The 3,834-nt window shown below is 73.9% G+C and carries 5 protein-coding genes; 1 reads left to right on the top strand and 4 read right to left on the bottom strand.

From position 1 onward, the window contains the following. The 3 genes from ACFWBW_RS36485 to ACFWBW_RS36475 all read right to left on the bottom strand — a co-directional run. The coding region (locus ACFWBW_RS36485) for an NAD(P)/FAD-dependent oxidoreductase (RefSeq protein WP_385382368.1) at positions 1-250 on the bottom strand (250 nt) is incomplete at its 3' end. Continuing rightward, positions 247-783, bottom strand: a complete 537-nt coding sequence (locus ACFWBW_RS36480; RefSeq protein ID WP_385382365.1) for an isoprenylcysteine carboxyl methyltransferase family protein — start codon at positions 781-783, stop codon at positions 247-249. The genes ACFWBW_RS36485 and ACFWBW_RS36480, both read right to left, overlap by 4 nt. 7 nt (positions 784-790) lie before the next feature. Further along, the gene (locus tag ACFWBW_RS36475) at positions 791-1,933 is read right to left on the bottom strand and encodes a type III polyketide synthase (RefSeq protein ID WP_385382362.1); all 1,143 of its coding nucleotides are present in this window, start codon (positions 1,931-1,933) and stop codon (positions 791-793) included. 79 nt (positions 1,934-2,012) lie between these two features. Between ACFWBW_RS36475 and ACFWBW_RS36470 the strand changes: the two genes are divergently transcribed. Continuing rightward, positions 2,013-2,957 carry a UbiA family prenyltransferase gene (locus ACFWBW_RS36470; protein ID WP_385382359.1) on the top strand — a complete coding sequence of 315 codons (945 nt, stop codon included), beginning with the start codon at positions 2,013-2,015 and terminating at the stop codon, positions 2,955-2,957. A gap of 142 nt (positions 2,958-3,099) precedes the next feature. Here ACFWBW_RS36470 and ACFWBW_RS36465 read toward each other — a convergent pair. Then, on the bottom strand, positions 3,100-3,834 hold a 735-nt coding region (locus ACFWBW_RS36465), incomplete at its 5' end, for a YbdK family carboxylate-amine ligase (protein ID WP_385382356.1).

The following is a 3,834-nucleotide window of genomic DNA, read 5'->3' as shown; positions in this document are numbered from 1 at the left end:
ACCCCCCCCCCCCCCCCCGCCGTTCGCCTACGGCGTCCACGTAGCGGATGCCCCGAAGGGGATGGCCCGGCACCGTGACGCCGAGTGCCTCCAAGGCGCGGACCGCGCCCGGCATCAGGCCCTCTCCGCAGGCCTTGTCGATGGGCGCGGGACGCGGTTCGGCGACCACGACGTCGAACCCGGCGAGCGCTCCGTGGATCGCGGTGGCCAGGCCCGCCGGGCCGCCGCCCACCACGAGGAGGTCGATCACGGAGCCGCGCCCACGGCGGGCAGCGGGCGTGCGGGCTCCAGTGCGCCGTCCTCGCAGCGGATGCGTACGGTCAGCAGGGCGGCGTTCAGCAGCGTGAAGCCGAGGGCGGTCACCCAGGCGGTGTGCACCAGGGGAAGGGCCGCGCCCTCGACCGCGACGGCCAGGTAGTTGGGGTGACGCAGGTACCGGTAGGGACCGCGGGTGATCAGCGGAAGGCCCGGGACGATCAGCACGCGGGTGTTCCAGCGGGGGCCCAGGGCGCCGATGCACCACCACCGCAGGCCCTGGGCTGCCAGCACGAGGACGAGGGCGGGCCAGCCGAGCAGGGGCAGGAAGGGCCGGTCGGCCGCCCACGGCTCCACGAGGCAGCCGAGCAGCAGGGCCGTGTGCAGGGCGACCATCGCCGGGTAGTGCCCGGCTCCGTACTCGAGCCCGCCCCTGGACCGGCTCCAGGCAGCGTTGCGGCGCGCCACGGAGAGTTCCGCGAACCGTTCGGCGATGACCAGCGAGATCAGCAGGGTGTACGGCGTCATGGCGCGATCACCAGGCCAGCAGGACGAGTTCGGAGGAGAAGCCCGGCCCGAAGGCGATCATCAGGCCTGCCGATCCCGGCGGCGGCGCCGCGGCCCGGGTGTCGCGCAGGATCTGCAGCACCGAGGCGGAGGACAGGTTCCCCGTGGCGGCCAGCGCTCGGCGGGAGGGGGCCAGGGCGGAGTCCGGCAGGCCGAGCTCGTCGGCGAGCGCGTCGAGGATCTTCGGGCCGCCGGGATGGCAGATCCAGGCCGTGACGTCCCGGGGCTTGAGGTCGTGAGCGGCGAGGAAGGACTCGATCTCCTCCGCCACGTGCAGGCGGACGAGCTCGGGGACCTCCCGGCCGAGGACCATGCGGAAGCCCCAGTCGCCGACGTCCCAGCCCAGGAGATGCTCCGTCCCCGGGTACAGGCGGCTGCGCGTGGCCGCGACCACTGGTCCGGACGAGCCGGACGAGCCGGACAAGCCGGACGAGCCGGACGAGCCGGACGAGCCGGATGAGCCGGATGAGCCGGATGAGTCGGACGCGCGCGCTGTCGCGGAAGCCTGGTCGTCACCGACCGCCACCAGCGCGGCCGCCCCGTCTCCGAACAGGCTTCCCGCCACCAGGTTCGCCACCGAGGTGTCCGTGGGCTGCAAGGTCAGCGAGCACAGTTCGGTGGACAGCAAGAGCGCCGTACCGTCCGGACGGCCGGTGAGGAAGTCGTGGACCCGGGCCAGCCCCGCCGCACCGGCGGAGCAGCCGAGCCCGAACATCGGTACCCGCTTGACGTCGGGCCGCAGGCCGACCTGTGCGGCCAGCCGGGCCTCCACGGAGGGCGCCGCGATGCCGGTCACGGTCGTCGAGACGACCAGGTCGATCTCCTCGGCGCGCACCCCCGCCTCGTCGAGTGCCCGCTCGACCGCTTCGGCGCCCAGGGCGACGGCGAGTTCGACGTAGAGGCGGTTGGTGTGGCCGAAGCCGCCCAGCTCCCGGTACGCGTCCAGGGGGAGGGCGAGGTGACGCGTCTCCACCTGGGCCGCCCCGTGCAGCCGGCGCAGGAGCGCGCTGTCGGCCCCGGGCGCCAGACAGGAAGCGAGGACGTCGGTGATCTCCTGCTGCGCGTAGCGATGTGGCGGGAACGCCGTGCTCACCGCGAGGACCCGTGTCATTGGTCCAACATAGGGACAGCGGGGCGCGGGGACGCTGAACACGGCCGCCACGGGCGCGCCGGGCCCATAGCGTGGTGCGGTGCCCATCGACACCACCACGGACGAAGGAGCCACCGCGCCCGCCGCGCCCGCGGGGTCGGCGACGGCCCGGCGCTTCGCCCGCGTGGGCTTCCTGGGGGTCTTGAAGGCCAGTCACCCCGTGCCTGGCGCCGCCGTCACCCTCCTCACGGCGCTGCTGGCAGCCGCCGTCGGCCTAGGACCCGTCGCCGGGACCACAGCGGTGGCCGCGGTCGCCGCGGGCCAGCTGTCCATCGGCTGGTGCAACGACCGGCTGGACATGCGGCGCGACGTGGCGGCCGGCCGCCTCGACAAGCCGCTCGCCACGGGGGAGGCAAGGCCCGGAGCGGTGACCGCGGCCGCCTGTGCGGCCCTGCTCGCCTGCGTCCCGCTGTCGCTGGCCTGCGGCGCCCGGGCCGGTTGGGTCCACATCGGCTGCGTCGCCGCAGCCTGGTCGTACAACCTGTGGCTGAAGCGCACCCCCGCCTCCTGGCTGCCGTACGCCGTCGCCTTCGGGCTGCTTCCCGTCTTCCTGACGCTGACCCTGACCCTGACCTCGCCGTCCGCCTCGCCCTCGCCCTCGGCCGGATGGCCCCCGGTGTGGCTCACCGCGGCAGCGGCTCTGCTGGGGACCAGTGCCCACTTCGCCAATGCTCTGCCCGACATCGACGAGGACATCGCGGGCGGTGTGCTGGGTCTCCCTCAGCGACTGGGGCGCCGCGCTTCCATCGCGACGGCCACGGCTCTCGCCTTCGCCTCCTGCACCGTGGTGACGCTCGGCCCGCCCGGCCCGGTGACCCTCGCCGGCCGGCTGCTGCTGGGCGTGACACTGGCCCTGTGCCTGGCGGCACTGGCCGCACCGCCCGCCCTCGCCCGCGGCCGGATGCCCTTCCTGATCATCCTGGCCCTGGCCGGAGCCGACGCCGTACTCCTGGTCCTCGCCGGACACGCCCTGCCCGGCGGCTGACTGCGACCTCCGGGCGGACTCCGGGCACCGGCTCGGCGCGGAGTCGGGGGCGGCGGAGTCATCGCACACCGGATCGTGCGGTCGCCCCTCGCCGCTGCGGGCACGGCCGACTGGGGACAGGCACAGGGTCGGTGTGGAGTACTCAGTCGGACTGCCCGGCGCTGGTGATCAGTCCGATCAGCGCCGGCAGCCCGCCGTCGGACACGGCGCGGCGCTGCCGGTCTGCCGGGGTGCCTTCTTGCAACAGCCGGTGCACGAGGGCGCTGACCTCCCGGAGGTCACCGGCGGTTTCCAGGGCCGGTGTGACGTGGCGGACGAGGGAGCACAGGACGTCGCCACTGCTTCCGGGGCGGCCGTCCGGCCCTATGAGGGTGCCGTTCAATCCGTACCGGGCCGCGTGCCAGCTCGAGGCCTGGAGCAGCTCCGAGTCCGCCGCGGGGGCAGGCGGCATGCCCGCCTTCTCCTCGGCGATCGCCGTGGCGACCAGGGCGCGGACCATGCCGGCGAGCAACACTGCGTCCTCCGCCCTCAGCTGTACGTCCAGGCAGCGCACTTCGACGGTCGGGTAGCGGTCGGACAGCCTCGCCTGCCAGTAGACCTGTCCCCGGTCGGCGATCACTCCGGAGGCCACCAGCGCCTCCAGCCGTCGCTCGTAGTCGGCGATGCCGTCGAAGTGCGGAGGCAGACCGCTGACGGGCCAACGGCTGAAGACGATGGTCCGCCAGCTGGCAAACCCGGTGTCCCGCCCGTCCCACAGGGGCGAGTTCGCCGACATGGCCAGCAGAGTCGGCAGCCACACCCGGATGCGGTTCAGTACCGCCACGCCCGTCTCGGCATCGGGAATCCCCACGTGGACGTGCATCCCGCAGATCAGATG

Source organism: Streptomyces sp. NPDC059957 (assembly GCF_042730015.1).
Taxonomy (GTDB): Bacteria; Actinomycetota; Actinomycetes; order Streptomycetales; family Streptomycetaceae; genus Streptomyces.
This window is presented reverse-complemented; position numbering and strand designations above follow the sequence as displayed.